At 72.1% G+C, this 12885-nt stretch carries 13 protein-coding genes; 4 read left to right on the forward strand and 9 right to left on the reverse strand.

Going from position 1 to position 12885, the window contains the following annotated elements; translation table 11 throughout:
- Positions 1-6: 6 nt before the first annotated feature.
- Together ACZ4XX_RS01420 and ACZ4XX_RS01425 are read left to right on the forward strand one after the other, a co-directional pair.
- A complete protein-coding gene (locus ACZ4XX_RS01420) occupies positions 7-807 on the forward strand; it encodes a sirohydrochlorin chelatase (RefSeq protein ID WP_468505966.1) in 801 nt (266 codons plus the stop codon).
- Positions 808-984: 177 nt separating this feature from the next.
- Positions 985-1851 (forward strand): D-alanyl-D-alanine carboxypeptidase family protein, encoded by an 867-nt coding sequence (locus ACZ4XX_RS01425; protein WP_468506142.1) that lies wholly within the window; start codon positions 985-987, stop codon positions 1849-1851.
- A 103-nt stretch (positions 1852-1954) separates the two neighbouring features.
- Here ACZ4XX_RS01425 and ACZ4XX_RS01430 read toward each other — a convergent pair whose 3' ends face one another.
- From ACZ4XX_RS01430 to ACZ4XX_RS01450, 5 genes are all read right to left on the reverse strand, one after another.
- The gene (locus ACZ4XX_RS01430; protein WP_468505967.1) at positions 1955-2581 is read right to left on the reverse strand and encodes a mycothiol-dependent nitroreductase Rv2466c family protein; all 627 of its coding nucleotides are present in this window, start codon (positions 2579-2581) and stop codon (positions 1955-1957) included.
- A gap of 74 nt (positions 2582-2655) precedes the next feature.
- Positions 2656-3213 carry a DUF1697 domain-containing protein gene (locus tag ACZ4XX_RS01435; protein ID WP_468505968.1) on the reverse strand — a complete coding sequence of 186 codons (558 nt, stop codon included), beginning with the start codon at positions 3211-3213 and terminating at the stop codon, positions 2656-2658.
- A gap of 152 nt (positions 3214-3365) precedes the next feature.
- Complete coding sequence (locus ACZ4XX_RS01440) at positions 3366-4661, reverse strand: ABC transporter substrate-binding protein (protein ID WP_468505969.1); 1296 nt, start codon at positions 4659-4661, stop codon at positions 3366-3368.
- Positions 4658-5500 carry a carbohydrate ABC transporter permease gene (locus ACZ4XX_RS01445; protein WP_468505970.1) on the reverse strand — a complete coding sequence of 281 codons (843 nt, stop codon included), beginning with the start codon at positions 5498-5500 and terminating at the stop codon, positions 4658-4660. Before ACZ4XX_RS01445 ends, ACZ4XX_RS01440 begins: the two co-directional genes overlap by 4 nt.
- Positions 5497-6441: a carbohydrate ABC transporter permease gene (locus tag ACZ4XX_RS01450; protein WP_468505971.1), complete on the reverse strand. Its 945-nt coding sequence runs from the start codon at positions 6439-6441 to the stop codon at positions 5497-5499. Before ACZ4XX_RS01450 ends, ACZ4XX_RS01445 begins: the two co-directional genes overlap by 4 nt.
- Before the next feature lie 223 nt (positions 6442-6664).
- On the opposite strand from ACZ4XX_RS01450, the gene ACZ4XX_RS01455 reads away from it, so the two are divergent.
- Together ACZ4XX_RS01455 and ACZ4XX_RS01460 are read left to right on the forward strand one after the other, a co-directional pair.
- Positions 6665-7522 (forward strand): phosphotransferase, encoded by an 858-nt coding sequence (locus ACZ4XX_RS01455; RefSeq protein WP_468505972.1) that lies wholly within the window; start codon positions 6665-6667, stop codon positions 7520-7522.
- 45 nt (positions 7523-7567) lie between these two features.
- The gene (locus ACZ4XX_RS01460; RefSeq protein WP_468505973.1) at positions 7568-8392 is read left to right on the forward strand and encodes an alpha/beta fold hydrolase; all 825 of its coding nucleotides are present in this window, start codon (positions 7568-7570) and stop codon (positions 8390-8392) included.
- Between the two features lie 19 nt (positions 8393-8411).
- Here the strand turns inward: ACZ4XX_RS01460 and ACZ4XX_RS01465 are convergent, their stop codons facing one another.
- The 4 genes from ACZ4XX_RS01465 to ACZ4XX_RS01480 all read right to left on the reverse strand — a co-directional run bounded on the left by ACZ4XX_RS01465 (position 8412) and on the right by ACZ4XX_RS01480 (position 12877).
- The gene (locus tag ACZ4XX_RS01465; protein WP_468505974.1) at positions 8412-9137 is read right to left on the reverse strand and encodes an exonuclease domain-containing protein; all 726 of its coding nucleotides are present in this window, start codon (positions 9135-9137) and stop codon (positions 8412-8414) included.
- A gap of 87 nt (positions 9138-9224) precedes the next feature.
- The gene (locus ACZ4XX_RS01470) at positions 9225-10508 is read right to left on the reverse strand and encodes an SAV2148 family HEPN domain-containing protein (protein ID WP_468505975.1); all 1284 of its coding nucleotides are present in this window, start codon (positions 10506-10508) and stop codon (positions 9225-9227) included.
- A gap of 110 nt (positions 10509-10618) precedes the next feature.
- Entirely contained in the window at positions 10619-11989 is a 1371-nt protein-coding gene (locus ACZ4XX_RS01475) for a copper amine oxidase (RefSeq protein ID WP_468505976.1), read from the reverse strand.
- A 72-nt stretch (positions 11990-12061) separates the two neighbouring features.
- The gene (locus tag ACZ4XX_RS01480; protein ID WP_468506143.1) at positions 12062-12877 is read right to left on the reverse strand and encodes a Tat pathway signal sequence domain protein; all 816 of its coding nucleotides are present in this window, start codon (positions 12875-12877) and stop codon (positions 12062-12064) included.
- Positions 12878-12885: the final 8 nt, after the last annotated feature.

A 12885-nucleotide genomic window follows, 5' to 3' on the forward strand; every position in this document is an offset into this window, starting at 1 on the left:
ACCCACATGAACCGACCCGCCCTCCCGTCGCCCACCACCGGCCTTGCGCGGAAGCGCTACGCGCCCGTCCTTCTCGTCATCGCCCACGGCAGCCGCGACCCGCGGCACGCGGCGACCGTCCAGGCGCTGGTACGCCGGGTCGGCGCGCTGCGGCCGGGGCTGCGGGTGGAGACGGCGTTCCTGGACTTCAACCTGCCGTCGGTGCCGGGGGTGCTCGACCGGCTCGCCGCCGACGGCGTCCGGGACGTGGTGGCGCTGCCGCTGCTGCTGACCCGGGCCTTCCACGCGAAGGCCGACATCCCCGCCGTACTGCGCCAGGCGCCGCCTTCCCTGCGGATCCGCCAGGCGGAGGTCCTCGGCCCCTCGCCGCTGCTCGTGGAAGCGGTGGAACGGCGGCTGTACGAGGCCGGGCTCACGCCCGGCGACAAGAGCGCGACCGGGGTCGTCCTGGCCTCGGCGGGCTCCACCGACCCGGAGGCGATCGCGGTGATCGCAGAAACGGCGCGGGAGCTGCGGCGCACCGGTTGGTGCTCCGTGCGGCCCGCGTTCGCCTCCGCATCTCTGCCCCGCACGGAGGACGCCGTGCGGGCCCTGCGGGCCGAGCCGAGTGTCCGCCGGGTGGCGGTCGCCCCGTACGTCATCGCCCCCGGCCGTCTCCCGGACCGCATCGCGGCGGGCGCGGCGGAGGCGGACGTCCTGGCGGACGTCCTGGGCCCCTCCCCGGAGCTGGCCCGGCTGCTCCTGGCGCGCTACGACGCCGCCCACGCGGCCCACGCGGCCCGCCTCGCCGTGGCCCACTCGGCCTAGGCAGCGCCGTTCCCCTTGTCGCCCTCGCTCGTTGGGCAACCGATGCGATGAACTTCATGGCCCGGCCGTGCATCCATGGACCCGTCTCAAGCGTCTTCTGTGCGCCGGGTTCGCACGAACCCGGACCACATCGGTTCCTACCAAGGGCAGAAGACTTTGATCACTTCGACACTCGGCGTGCGCAGGGCCGTGACCGTCACGTTCACGGCCTCGGCCGTGCTGGCCGGCGGTCTCTTCACGGGCCAGGCGTACGCCGCGCCGCCCACCCCGTCGATCACCGCCGCGGGCGGTTTCGTCATGAACAACGGGACGGGCACCACGCTGTTCGGGAAGGCCGCGGACACCCGTCGGTCGACCGGTTCCACCACCAAGATCATGACCGCGAAGGTGGTCCTGGCCCAGCGCGGCCTGAACCTCGACGCCAAGGTCACCGTCCAGAAGGCGTACAGCGACTACATCGTCTCCAAGAACGCCTCGTCCGCCCGGCTCATCGTCGGGGACAAGGTGACGGTCCGGCAGCTCCTCTACGGTCTGATGCTGCCGTCGGGTTGCGACGCGGCGTACGCGCTGGCCGACAAGTTCGGCACCGGCACCACGCGGGCCGCCCGGATCAAGTCGTTCATCGGGAAGATGAACACCGAGGCCCGGAACCTCGGCATGCGCAACACCCACTTCGACTCGTTCGACGGAATAAGCAATGGGAGCAACTACTCCACTCCGCGCGATCTGACGAAGCTCGCGAGCAGTGCGATGAAGAACTCCACGTTCCGCGCCGTGGTCAAGACGAAGTCCACGAAGCAGAAGGTGACCACGAAGACCGGCGGTTACCGGTACATGTCGTGGACCAACACGAACAAGCTTCTGAGCACGTACAGCGGCGCGATCGGTCTGAAGACCGGTTCCGGTCCGCAGGCCAAGTACTGCCTCGTCTTCGCGGCGACCCGCGGCAGCAAGACGGTCATCGGCGCGGTGCTCGCCTCGTCGAGCGAGACGAACCGGGCGGCCGACGTCAAGAAGCTGCTGGACTACGGCTTCGCCAGATAAGAGCGTGTTCGGCGGTGAACGGCCCACGACGGCGCCGGTCCCGCCCGGGGCCTGTCTTCCGCTCGTCGGGAGGCAGGCCCCGCCGTGTTCCGCCGGACACCCGCTAGCTGAAGTCGAGGCCGCCCGTGCGGGTCCGCTTCAGTTCGAAGAGGTCCGGGTGGCCGGCGAGGACGCGGAAGCTGTCGAAGAGTTCGGCCGCGCGCTCGCCGCGCGGGACGGCGCGCAGCACCGGGCCGAACCACACGGTGCCGTCGACGTGGATCGTAGGGGTGCCGACGTACGCGTCGGCGTCGGGGTCCTTGCCGGCGTCGTGGCTGCGGCGGACGGCCGCGTCGTATGCCGGGTCGTGGGCCGCTTCGGCGAGTTCCGCGGGCAGCCCGAGCTCGGCGAGCGACTCGGCGACGACCGCGTCGAAGTCCTTCCGCTTCTGTTCGTGGATGCGGGTCCCGTACGCGGTGTAGAGCGGGCGCAGGATCTCCGCGCCGTGCCGCTCGGCGGCGGCCGCCGCGACTCTGACCGGTCCGATCGAGGCGTCGACGAGTTCGCGGTACCAGTCGGGCAGGGTGTTGCCCTCGTTGTGCAGGTACAGGCTCATGACCTTGAAGCTGAGGTCGATGTCCCGCTCGCGCTCGACCTCCAGGATCCACCGGGAGGTGATCCAGGCGAAGGGGCAGGCGGGGTCGAAGTAGAAGTCGACGGCGGGGCGGGGCGCGGTCTCTGTGTGCGTCATACCGAGAAATCTAGCCAGCCATTGGCCTGCCCCCATGGTCCAATCGGACACCCTGCGAGTGGTCCACTTCGCGGTCAGTCCTCCCGGGTCATCTCGATGAGCTTGACCACGGTGTTCCAGTTGCGGGCGGTGGCGACGAGCCCCTTCACGACCGCGGGGCGGTTCACCACGTCGGCCAGCCTGGACGTCCCCAGTCCGTCGGGGACATGGAGGTAGAGCACGCGGTCGCCGAGGGCGAAGTCCTCGGGGAGGTAGGCCTCGCGGTCGATCGAGGCGAAGCGCTCGGGGTCCGCGGGCCCGGAGTAGTAGATGGCGTGCAGTTCCCTGCCCTTGAGCTCGGCGGCCGGGAAGGGGCAGGCCTCGGCCACCGCCGCCAGGTAGTGGCCGTCGCGGACCAGGCAGTCGACGTGGAAGCCGAAGCGCTCCTCGATCGCGGCTTCGAGCGCGGTCGCGAGCTCGTCCTCCCCTGCACCGGAGTCGGTGGTGAAGACGGCGTTCCCGCTCTGGAGATAGGTGCGGACGTTCGTGTGCCCGAGACCTTCGAGCAGCGGGCGGAGCTCCGCCATGGGGACCTTGCGGTGGCCGCTCACGTTGATGCCGCGGAGCAGGGCCGCGTACGTCTTCGTCGTCATGGGGTCAATCTAGGCGGGCCACCGCGCCTCGTGGGGGGCGGCGCGGTGGCCGGTTCGAACACTGTCCGATCAGGGGGATCCGCGAGAAGACCCTTCACCCATCTGTGACTTATTCAACAAACTTTCGTAATGCCGAACCCCTCGTGAACACGTCATTTGCGCTGATAGCGGGCGAGCACCCGATTGCCGTCCACCACCAGACGTCTGCGCAGCTCGGCACCGTCGATGGCGCCGCTGTAGTACTCCTGGAAGGCGGGTGTCGCCACCTTGTCCTTCCACTCCGGGTAGCCGCGCACCGACTGCGCCGGCGCGGGCCGCAGCCGTTCGGCCACCGCCGCCCCGGTCGCCCAGCCGTCCCGGGCCGTGTGCAGCGAGGGGTCGGCGAGGGCGGTCGTGCCGGTGGGCAGCATCCAGTCGCCGCGCGCGAGCCGCACCATGTTCCCGGGGCGCAGGAAGAAGTCGAGGAACGCGGCCGCCTCCTTCTTGTACGGGCTGTCCGCGGCGATCGACAGGGTCTGCGGGGAGACGCCCTGGGTGAGCCCCGCGTCTCCGACGGGGGCGGGCAGGACCGTCCACTCGAAGCCCTTCGGGGCCTGTCGGGCGATCTGCTGCCGGTAGGCGAAGCCCAGCGGGACCATGGCGTACTTGCCGGCGAAGAGACCGGGGAGGGTGTCGGAGCCGCCGCTGCCGAGCGTGGTGCGCGGGGCGGTGCGGTCGGTGACGACCTGGTCGTGGACCGTGCCGGGGACGACGGCGTCGGCCTCGGTGAAACGGACGGTCACCCGGCCGTCGGCCCCCCGGTGGAACAGCTGCCCGCCCGCCGAGAGTCCCAGGTTGAGGCTGACCGAGACGGGTTCCTTGAGCGGCCAGGCGACCGCGTACCGGCCGGAACCCATGGCGCGGGTGAGGTCCCGGGTGATCTGCCGGAACTCGCTCCAGGTCCAGGGGTCCTCCGGGGTGGGGAGGCGGACGCCGGAGGATTCGAGGATCCTCCGGTTGGCGATGATCACGCGCGGTTCCTGGAGGAACGGCACTCCGTAGATCCCCTCGCCGAAGGTGGTGGTCTCCCAGCTGCGGGCCGGGATGTCGGCGCGGAGCCGTGCGGGCAGCAGGGGGCGGAGGTCGGCGAGGTCGCCGCCATAGGCGAAGTCGGCGAGGTCGTCGGAGGCGTCGTGGATGATGTCGGGCGCCTCGCCGCCCTCGAAGGAGGTGAGGAGCTGGTCGTGGACGGAGTCCCAGCTGCCCTGGACGTAGTCGATCTGGACTCCGGGGTGGGTGGCGTTCCACTCCTTCACCAGCTGCCGGTTGGCGTCGACGGACTCCTGCTGCCAGGCGAGGGACTGGAAGCGGAGCCGTACGACCCCGTCGTCGGGGGCGTCGCTCCCCGCCGTGCAGCCGGTGACGAGCAGGGCGAGTGCGGCGGTGAGGGTGAGGATCCGTCGTCTCATGACTTCACCGCCCCGGCCAATGTCCCGCCGGCGATCCGCCGCTGGAGGAAGCCGAAGACGAGGAGGGAGGGCAGGGTGGCGAGGAAGGCGGCGGCGGCCAGCGGGCCGAGGTCGGCGACGCCCTCGGCGCCGAGGAAGTGGGTGAGGACGACCGGCAGGGTCTGCTTCTCCGGGGTCTTGAGCAGGACGAGCGCGAAGAAGAACTCGTTCCACGCGGTGACGAAGGCGAAGAGGGCGGTGGCGACGATGCCGGGGACGAGCAGCGGGGCGGTGACCGAGACGAGCGTACGGAGCCGGCCGGCGCCGTCGACGGCCGCGGCCTCCTCCAGTTCGGCGGGGACGGCCCGGACGTACCCCGTCAGCATCCAGAGGGCGAAGGGCAGCGACCAGACCACATAGACCAGGACGAGGCCGAACACGCTGTTCACGAGGTGCAGGTTCTTGAGGATCAGGAAGAGCGGGATGATCACGAGGACGAACGGGAACGCCTGGCTGATCACCACCCAGCCGGTCGCGGCCGAGGCGAGCCTGCCCCGGTGGCGGGCCGTCACATAGGCGAGCGGGGTCGCGACGGCCACCGCGATCACGGCGGCGGCGACCGCGGCGACCAGGCTGTTCCCGGCGGCCCTGAGCAGCGGCTGTTCGTCGAACGCCTGCCGGAAGTTGGCGAGCGTGGGGTTCTCCGGGATCCAGGTGGGGTGCAGCGAGGCGAGCTCGGGGGCGGGCTTGAAGGCGATGGAGACCAGCCAGAGGAAGGGGAAGGCGAGGAAGACCAGATAGGCGAGGAGGGCCACGTACTGGCCGACTCGCGCGGGTCTGCTCGTCCGGAGGGCGCTCACCGGTCCTGGTCCCCTTTCAGCCGTCGTACGAGGGAGAGGGCGATGAGCACCGAGACGGCGGCGACCATCACGCAGCCCATCGCGGCGGCGTAGCCGAACTGGCCGTACCGGAAGGCCTCTTCGTAGGCGAAGAGCATGGGGAGCCGGGTCCGGCCGCCCGGTCCGCCGTTGGTCAGCACATAGACCAGGGCGAAGGAGTTGAAGTTCCAGATGAGGTTGAGGGCGGTGATGGCGAGGGCGACCGGCCGGAGCGCGGGCCAGGTGACGGCGCGGAAGCGGCGCCAGGCGCCGGCGCCGTCGAGGGCGGCTGCCTCGTGGAGTTCGTGCGGGGTGTTCTGCAGTCCGGCGAGCAGGGCGACGGTGGTCTGCGGCATCCCGGCCCAGACGCCGACGAGGATGACGGCGGGGAGCGCGGTGGCGAGGCCGGAGAGCCAGTCGCGGCCCTCGCCGAGGCCCAGGTTCCGGAGCGTCTCGTTGAGGATGCCGGCGTCGGGGTTGTAGACGAGCCGCCACATGATGCCGACGACGACCTCGGGCATCGCCCAGGGAATGATCGCGAGGGCCCGTGCCAGCCAGCGGAAGCGGAGCTTCTGGTCGAGCAGGAGGGCGAGGCCGAGGGCGAGCAGGAACTGGGGGACGGTGACCCCGACGGCCCAGACCACGCCGATGCGGAACGAGTCCCAGAAGAGGGTGTCGTGCAGCAGGTCCTGGAAGTTGAGCGTGCCGACCCAGCCGGTGGCCCGGGTGCGGCCGGACTGTGCGTCCGTGAAGGCGAGCGCGACGCCGTAGAGCAGCGGGCCCACGCTGAGGACCAGGATGGGCAGCAGCGCCGGGAGCACCAGGAACCAGGCGCCGAAGTCGGGACCGCGCGGGCGTGTCCCGTGGGCGGCGCGCGGTGCGCGCGACCGGTCCGGCCGCTTCGTCGCGGTCAGCGAGCTCACCGATTCGACCCCCGTCCGCCCGCCCCCGGCCGCCGCCGCGGGAATCTCGCCATGGTCCTGAGGGCCCGGGGCACCGTCAAGGCGGCCTGCGCGGTGAGCTGCGCGGATGGGAGACTTTGGCGCGATCACGCGGGTTGCAGCCGCACGGGTTGCCGTCACACGGGTTGCAGTCGCACGGGCCCCGGTCGCTCGGACCGGGGTGGCACAGATACGGGAGAGGTCGATGGACGAGGCGCGGGCGCGGGAGATCCTGGCCGCGGCGGGGGTGCCGGTCGCGGAGGCGCGGCTGCTGGCCCTCGGGGAGAACGCGGTCTTCGCCGTGGGCGATCTCGCCGTGAAGGTGGGCCGGGACGCGGAGCTGTTCGAGCGGGCGGAGCGGGAGCTGGCGCTGGCCGCCTGGCTGGCCGACGCCGGGGTCCCGGCGGTGCGGGCCGCCGAGGAGAAGCCGCGGCTGGTCGAGGGGCACCCGCTCACCTTCTGGCACCGGCTGCCCGAGGCGGTGCGGCCCGCGGAGCCCCGTGACCTGGCACCGCTGCTCCGGCGGATCCACGCCCTGCCGGAGCCGGCGGCCTTCACGCTGCCGCGCCGTGAGCTGCTCGGCGGGGTCGAGCGGTGGCTGCGGCTCGCGGGCGACGCGATCGACCCGGCGGACGCGGCCTTCCTGCGGGAGCGGCGCGATGCGTTCGCTCCTGCGGCGGCCGCGCTCACGCCGCACCTGACGCCGGGCCCGATCCACGGCGACGCCCTTCCCCGGAACGTCCATGTCGGCCCCGACGGCCCGGTCCTGGTGGACCTGGAGACCTTCTCCTCGGACCTGCGCGAGCACGACCTCGTGGTGCTCGCCCTCTCCCGGGACCGGTACGGCCTGGACCCGGCCGCGTACGAGGCCTTCACCGGGGCGTACGGCTGGGATGTGCGGGAGTGGGAGGGGTGCGCGGTGCTGCGCGGGGCGCGGGAGACCGCGAGCTGTGCGTGGGTGGCCCAGCACGCGCCGACGAACCCCCGGGCTCTGGCCGAATTCGAGCGGCGGGTGGCCTCGCTGCGGGACGGCGACCCCGAGGTGCGCTGGTATCCGTTCTGACATCATGATCCTGACCGAACCGGGTTCCGAGAACGGGGTGTTGGGATGCGCGTGGAACTGTCCGAGGTGACGCTCGACGTCGAGGTGAGCGGTGCGGGACCGGCCGTGCTGCTCGTGCACGGCTTTCCCGACAGCCACCGCCTGTGGCGTCATCAGATCCCGGCGCTGAACGCGGCCGGGTTCATGACGGTCGCCCCGACGCTGCGGGGCTTCGGCGCCTCCGACCGCCCCGAGGGCGGTCCGGAGGCGTACGACCCGGGCAAGCACGTCTGCGATCTGCTGGAGCTGCTCGCCCGGCTGGAGGTCGACCGGTTCCACGTGGTCGGCCACGACTGGGGTTCGGGGCTGGCGCAGGGCATCGCGCAGGTCGTACCCGACCGGGTGGCGAGCGCGACCCTGATGTCGGTGGGCAATGTGGCGGCGATCCTCGCCGCGGGCTGGGAGCAGCGGCAGCGCCTGTGGCACCTGTCGATGTTCCAGCACGAGGGACTCGCCGAGGAGTGGCTCTCCCGCGACGACTTCGCGCGTCTGCGCGAGATGCTCGACGACCACGCGGAGGCGGAGGCCGTTCTGGAGCCGTTGCGCGCTCCGGGCGCGCTGACCGCCGCCCTCCAGATCTACCGGTCGGGTCTTTCCATCGAGACCCAGCTGGCCGTGCCCCCGGTGCTTCCCCCGCTGTCCGTCCCGGCCATGGGCGTCTGGTCCACCGGCGACCGATTCCTCGACGAGCGGCAGATGGTGGACACCGGCGAACACGTCTCCGGTTCCTGGCGCTACGAGCGCGTGGAGGACGCGGGCCACTGGTTCCCGCTGGACCGGCCGGACAGGGTGAACGAACTGCTGCTCTCCTTCCTCAAGGAGAACTCCTGACGCGGCTGCGCCGGGGGTGCTAGAACGCCACCGCGACCGTGTCGCGCAGGGGCCACGTGGAGTCGACGACCGCCTCCGCGTCGCCCTTGCGGCGCAGGAAGTCCTGGAAGTTCTCGGCCCAGGCTCGGTACCAGCCGATCTGGCGCTCGTGGAGCTCGGCCGGGTCCAGTTCGGCGACCTGGCGGTGCCGCTCGGCTATCGCGACGGCGACCCGGACGGCGGCGAGCGCGTCGGCGGCGGCCTGGTGGGCGGCTTCGAGCACCACCCCGTACTCGCCGCAGACCGCTTCCAGGTTCCGCTTGCCGCGCCGGTAGCGGTCGACGGCCCGATCGATGGTGTACGGGTCGACGACGGGCCCGATGGGGACGCCGCCGAGCCGCTCGCTGAGCGAGGGCAGTCCGTGCCGGCGGAGCTCGGCGGAGAGCAGCGTCAGGTCGAAGGAGGCGTTGTACGCGACGACCGGGACGCCGTCCTCCCAGTACGCGGCGAGGGCCTGCGCGATCTCTTCGGCGACCTCGCGTGCCGGCCTGCCCTCGGCGGCCGCCCGCTCGGTGCTGATGCCGTGGATCGCGGACGCCTGTTCCGGGATGCGGATGCCCGGGTCGGCGAGCCAGTCCCGCCGGTGTGCGACGTGTCCCCCGCCGTCGACCTCGATGATCGAGGCCGTCACGATCCGGGCCTCCAGCGGTTCGGTGCCGGTCGTCTCCAGGTCGAAGCCGACCAGCGTCTCGCCGTGCCAAGCCATCGGGTCCTCCTTACGTGATCTCCCCCGTGGTGCTGACCACCCTCGCACGCACCACTGACAACGCTCCCGGCCTCCCCCGTCGAAGGGTCAGGAGACGGGCCGGGAGTCGAGCCAGACGGACTCGAACTCCTCCCGGTATGTCTCGAAAAGTCCGTGATCGCCGTCACGGATGCCCTGGCCGTGACGCACCACGTTCCGTCCGCCGCCGCGCAGGACGAGCACCGGCGCCTCGATGCCCCGGGCCCGGCGCAGATAGGACTGCACGACGCCGACCCCGTCCGGTCCGTCGCCGTCCACCAGGTAGGCGGTGAAGCGGGGCGTCTCGTCGAAGACGTGGATCTGGAAGGCGCCCGGGTCGCGGAGCTTGGAGCGGACCCGGCGCATGTGGAGGATGTTCATCTCCACCGAGCGGCTCAGCTCGCCCTTCTTGAGGCCGAGTTCGCGCTCACGGCGCTTGACCGCGCTGCTCGCGGGGTTGAGGAACAGGAGCCGGGTCCGGCAGCCGGACTCGGCGAGCCGGACCATGCGGCGCCCCGAGAAGTTCTGCACGAGCAGATTGAGACCTATGCCCGTGGCGTCGAGGCGACGGGCCCCGCCGAAGAGGTCCTCGGCCGGCAGCTGCCGCTGGAGCCTGACCCGGTCGGGGTGGACGGAGACCACGTCCGCGTACCGGTCCCCGACGAGGTCCTCGACCGCGTCCACGGGCAGCCGGTCGGCGGAGGGCACCCCGGCGCCGCTGCCGAGGATCTCCAGGATGCGGGCCGAGGCCCGTTCCGACTGGGCGAGGACGGTCAGCGAGAGCGCCCGGTTGCGGGAGACCACGTTGCGCGTGACCTCCAGCTCGTCGAGGGCGAGCTCGACCTCCCGACGGTCGTCGAAGTAGGGCTCGAAGCACGGCCAGTGCTGCACCATCAGCTCCCGCAGCTGCGGCAGCGTGAGGAAGCTGAGGACGTTGTCGTCGGCCGGGTCGAGCAGATAGCCCTTGCGGCGCGACACCTCGCGCACGGCGACCGCCCGCTGCACCCACTCCTGGCCCGCCGGGCCCGCCGCGGCCACCACCCACTCCTCGCCGTGCACGGGCTCGTACACGGGCCGCAGGACGGCGGCGACCACGGCACGGAGCCGCTGCTCGACGAGGTTCAGCCAGATGTAGGCCCGTCCGGCGCGCTGGGCGCGGGTGCGGACCTCGCTCCAGGCCTCGGCGTCCCAGTCGAGTTCGGCGCCTATCTCCACCGGCCGGGCCACGGTGACCGTGCCGGGCGGCACGGCGCCCGGCGGCGCGACCGCGCCCGGCGGGGCCTCGGCGGGACCGGCAGGACCCTTCTCCTGACCCGGATCCCCTGGGGGCAGCTCCAGACCTCCCGAGCTCACCCGCGCACCGCCTTCTGCATTTGGACGCCCGTGTCGACCGGTCCGACAACGATCAAGGAAGGGTACTCCGCGAGCGGGAGGCGGTGCAGCAGGATCGTCAGGCTCCTTCCTCAACTCCCCAGATCGGGCTGCCCGTTCTCGGAGGCGAGATCGGACGGAGTGAGCGGATTCATAGCGGTTACGTCCCTGGGGGCGAGCTGGAAGCCCTGCCAGTGGACCGGCATGGGCTGCTGGTCCTCGTCCCGGGCGATGTGGTGGAACCCGATGTTGACCCAGACCGACGGCTTGGTCAGGGTCTCGCCGTTGACCCACTTGTCCACGCTGTCACCGGCGTTGGCCGCGCAGCCGCCGATGTTGTTGCTCGCGAACTTCTCGCAGGCGCGGGCCTGCGTGAAGTACACGTCGTGCTTGGTGAAGCCGCGCCCCGCGTGGGTGTCGGTGCGGCCGGGGACGATCTCGTACGACCGGGCGTGGCCGTCGGCGTTCTTGCCGGTGCCGCTGACCACCCGCCACCAGCGCATGTTCGCGGCGTCACCCGCGAGTTCCTTGGTGACGACGGTGCGCTTGGTCTTCACGGTCGGTCCGCCGCGGCCCGGGGCGGGCGCGGTGACGGTGGAGTCGAACTGCTCGATGCGGTCCTTGGTGGAGCCGTCGAGGCCGAAGTCGAGCTTCCAGAAGACGTTGTGGGCGTGGCTCGTGGCGTAGGCGCGGGCGCCCTTGCCGATGGGCCAGCCGCGGCCGTCGGTCGCGTTGTAGTCGACGGGCGAGAGGCTGCCGGTGGCACCGACGTTGGCGCCGATGGTGCCGTCGGAGGAGAACCGCCATTCGGAAATGTACTCGTACCAGCCGACCTTGTTCACCGTGTAGACGAGCAGGTCCTTGGCCTGAGCCTGGTACACCTTGCTGCCGCTGTCGCTGGCCATCCGGTAGGCGTGGCCACGCGCGCGCGTGGTGGTGCACAGGCCCTTGATCTGACCGACCTGGGGCACCTTGACCGTGGTGAGGGTGCCGCCGGGGCACTCGGCCGGCTTGAGGTTCTGCAGGCCCCAGCCGAAGCCGGCGCCGGTGAGGTCGTCGTACTCGGCGACCCCGTCGTCGTAGGGCACGTGGATCTGGGCGAGCCGGGCGCTGGTGAGGACCTTGACGGGGGCGGCGGCGCCGGGCGGCTGGTAGGTCACCTTGTCGAGCGTGAGCCCGGCGTCGGTGTCGTACCTCCAGCACATGCGCCAGGTGGTACCGCCGTCGAGCTTCTGCGTGATGCGGTAGGCGTCGGAGCAGTCGGCCTCGGGCGTGACGGGTGTGCGCGTCGGGGACGGCGGCGGCACCGCGGGGGTGCGCGTCGGGGCCGGTGCGGGGGCCGCGGTGGCCCCGGTCGCCGGGCCGGTGGCGGCGGTCGCGGTGCCGAGCAGGACGGCCGCGGTCAGGACGGCGCCGCGGGTGCGCCGCGGGTGCCGGTCGGACGGGCTGTGCGGGGTGGACATGGGAACGTACTCCCTCGTACGGAGATCGGCCCGCCGCCCGCGAGGGCGGCGGGAGAGGACCGGCGGCGGTGGTCAGCCGACGCGGGTGACGGTCCTCGCGGAGAGGTCGACGATCAGGTCGCGGGTGTCGATCCAGGCCCCGTTGAGGACCTTGGTGACGAGCCGTACGCAGCGGTGCTCGCCGCAACGGGCGAGCTGTGCGGGCACGTTCGCCTCGCGGTAGGTGCGGTAGAGGTCGCCGTTGAACCACAACTGGGCGGTGGAGGTGAGCTCCTTGCCCGTGGCGTCCTTGTAGTCCTCCTTGACGCCCTTGCCGAGCGGGCTCGCGAGGATCAGCTCCAGGGCCTCGCGCAGCTCCTCGGGGTGGGCGGAGGGCTGGACCCCGCGCTGGGCGGCGGACTTCTCGATCTTCCCCGTGGTGAGGTTGACGGTCCGGGTGATGAGCTCGTCGCGCCCGTAGTCGTAGAAGCGGACCTCGGCGCGGCGGGTGCCGTCCCCCGGCAGCGGGTCGGCGAGGCCGGTGCCCAGGTGCTGGGGGCCCCGGCCGCCCTCGACGTTCTGCTGGGCGGCCGCGCCGGGCGGGGCGAGCGCCAGCGTCTCGGCCCGGGCGAGCTCGTCGTCGGTGAGCGGGTCGCTGCCCACGCCCTTCTCCCCCTCGGCGGCCACGGGGGCCTCGGTCGCCGGCGGGGGCGGGGCGCCCTGTGCCTGCGCGTCGCCGCCCTGTGTTCCACCCGTGCTCTGCTGTCCGGTCGCGCCGGGGGCTCCGGTCGATCCCGCGGTTCCGGCCGCTCCCGCCCCGACGGCGGCGCGGCCGCCCGGCGTGTCGTCCGCTCCCGCCGCGCCCGGCAGACTGATCGCGACCGCGACGGCGGTCCCCGTCACCGCCATGGCCGCTC

Source organism: Streptomyces sp. NPDC029956, assembly GCF_055574655.1.

Excerpts from the sequence above, each read along its gene's own strand:
- ACZ4XX_RS01475 (WP_468505976.1), bottom strand. The coding sequence starts at position 11,989 with ATGTCCACCCCGCACAGCCCGTCCGACCGGCACCCGCGGCGCACCCGC.
- ACZ4XX_RS01465 (WP_468505974.1), bottom strand. The coding sequence starts at position 9,137 with ATGGCTTGGCACGGCGAGACGCTGGTCGGCTTCGACCTGGAGACGACC.
- ACZ4XX_RS01435 (WP_468505968.1), bottom strand. The coding sequence starts at position 3,213 with ATGACGACGAAGACGTACGCGGCCCTGCTCCGCGGCATCAACGTGAGC.
- ACZ4XX_RS01460 (WP_468505973.1), top strand. The coding sequence starts at position 7,568 with ATGCGCGTGGAACTGTCCGAGGTGACGCTCGACGTCGAGGTGAGCGGT.
- ACZ4XX_RS01440 (WP_468505969.1), bottom strand. The coding sequence starts at position 4,661 with ATGAGACGACGGATCCTCACCCTCACCGCCGCACTCGCCCTGCTCGTC.
- ACZ4XX_RS01455 (WP_468505972.1), top strand. The coding sequence starts at position 6,665 with ATGGACGAGGCGCGGGCGCGGGAGATCCTGGCCGCGGCGGGGGTGCCG.
- ACZ4XX_RS01430 (WP_468505967.1), bottom strand. The coding sequence starts at position 2,581 with ATGACGCACACAGAGACCGCGCCCCGCCCCGCCGTCGACTTCTACTTC.
- ACZ4XX_RS01480 (WP_468506143.1), bottom strand. The coding sequence starts at position 12,877 with ATGGCGGTGACGGGGACCGCCGTCGCGGTCGCGATCAGTCTGCCGGGC.
- ACZ4XX_RS01420 (WP_468505966.1), top strand. The coding sequence starts at position 7 with ATGAACCGACCCGCCCTCCCGTCGCCCACCACCGGCCTTGCGCGGAAG.